The 1,954-nt window shown below is 48.2% G+C and carries 1 protein-coding gene and 1 pseudogene; both read right to left on the bottom strand.

The genetic code is table 11. The features are described 5' to 3' along the window. Positions 1-674: pseudogene (locus R7O12_RS23900) on the bottom strand (translocation/assembly module TamB); the annotation flags it as partial. Further along, positions 671-1,954, bottom strand: a 1,284-nt coding sequence (locus R7O12_RS23895) for an autotransporter assembly complex family protein (protein ID WP_318126520.1), incomplete at its 5' end; no start/stop codon positions are given. The gene R7O12_RS23895 and the pseudogene R7O12_RS23900, both read right to left, overlap by 4 nt.

Raw genomic sequence — 1,954 nt, 5'->3', positions numbered from 1 at the left:
GCTTCCACCGTCAGTGGAATCCATACTTCTGGTAACACAATATCTTGCGGCGTAGCGTCAGTTTCTTTCGGCTCCTCGGCAGCCGCTTCAGGTTCAGCTTCACTTGGTGCGAGCGCAACATTGATGTCTTTCAATGCGGTTGGTGCGATCACCAAACGATCGCCCTGCATCGACAAAGCGGTCGAGAACGTTTGCCAATCAATCTGATTGCCTAACACATTGACGTTGATGTCATTAAAGCTGACTTTATTGACAAAAATTGGCACTGGCGTGCTGATAGAACGCAGCGGTGGTGTTTCTTCTTCAGGCTCTTCACTGGCAGGTGGCAATTCTGGCATTTGGAAGTTAACACCTTGCAGCGCCAGTTCATCAACACACACTTTTGGGTCAAAGAAACAGCGGAAGTTAATCGCCAACGCAAGGCGCTCGACTTTCGCATCAATATGTAAAGACTCATCAACAAAGCTGACATTTTGCAGTGCAAAACGAGGGAATAGCGAGCCTTGAATGCTCTCGACTTTGAGTTGAGGTAAGGCTTTCTCTGCGCCCCAAATCGCCAGCTTCAACCCTGGATGGGTAAACAGTACCGTAGCGACAAAAATAGTGATTAACAACAGCAGACCAATCAAACTTAGTGATAACCACTTGGTCCACTTAAACATCTTTTTGATCATAGCTCAGGCCCCAAAGAGAAGTGGATGCGGAATTCGTTGTTTGGCTTTTCATCCAGCCCCCACGCAAAGTCGAAGCTTACCGGTCCCACAGGTGAAGCCCATCGAATACCAACCCCAGCACCAGATTTCCATTCAGGTGTGTCATTAAATGCATCACCAATATCGTAGAATGTTGCGGCCCACCAGTTGCCGTAAACACGATATTGATACTCTAAGGTGCTGCTTAAGATGTATTTCGCACCCGTTAATGCGCCACTTTCATCGACAGGTGAGATGGATTCATAGCCATAACCACGGATGTTGTTGTCACCACCAGCAAAGAAACGCAACGATGGCGAAAGCTTTTCAAATTCCTCCGTGATATTAGCCCCCCCTTCGAGACGGAACAAACCACGATGGTTTTCGCCGATGCCACGAATCCACGAAGATCGCCCAAGCAGACGCAATACGCGCGTTTCAGACAGTAGCGCCGGATCGCCGTATTCAACCGTTACGCTTTGCTTATCGCCCCACATTGGCATACTGCCACCACGGACACGAGTACGCGAAAAGGTTGCCCCTGGAAGCACAAACTGCACGCCATCATCTTGCAAACCTTGCGAGAAGTTTTCGTACAAGTGACGAACGTACACGGTTTTGTGCCAACCACCGTCGGTTAACCAGTGTCTTTCTACCGCAAGGTTTGATTCCAAACTCTCAGTATCACGGTTGTCCAAATGCTTCAGACCAAATTGCAATTGATAGTATTCACGTAAGACGTCGTCTAATGGAATCTTGTAACCGGCGGTGATGGTTTGTTCTGGTTTGGAGAGAGAAAGCGCCGTATTAAAGCTATGACCGCGTGCACTTACCCATGGTTTTTTCCATTTTAAAGTGCCGCGCACACCCGTATCGGTGGAGTAACCAATACCGGTTTCAATTTGGTTTTTCGCAGCAGGCGCTAACGAGACTTTAATCGGCAGCTCGCGCCCATCTTCAAGCTTGCTTAAGTCAGGCTCAACAAACACGGAGGAGAACCAATCGGTGTTAGATAGGTTTTGGTTGTATTCACCCACATCAGAGACAAGATAAGGTTCGCCAATTTCAAAAGGTCGCATCGACTCAACACGGTTTTCCCAGATCTGGCTTCCCGTAATTTCTACCGGACCAAAGTGATAGCGAATACCGCTGTCGTAGTGCAAACGCACATTGGCTTCATTCAATTCAGGGATCACTTCCAGCTTGTTGAGCTTAAAGTCACCATTGAAGTAGCCACGTTGCAAAGCCAGGTTACGAATCCC

The organism is Vibrio sp. Vb1574 (assembly GCF_033338675.1).
The sequence above is the reverse complement of the archived record's forward strand: the minus strand, read 5'-3'. Positions and strand labels throughout refer to the sequence as shown.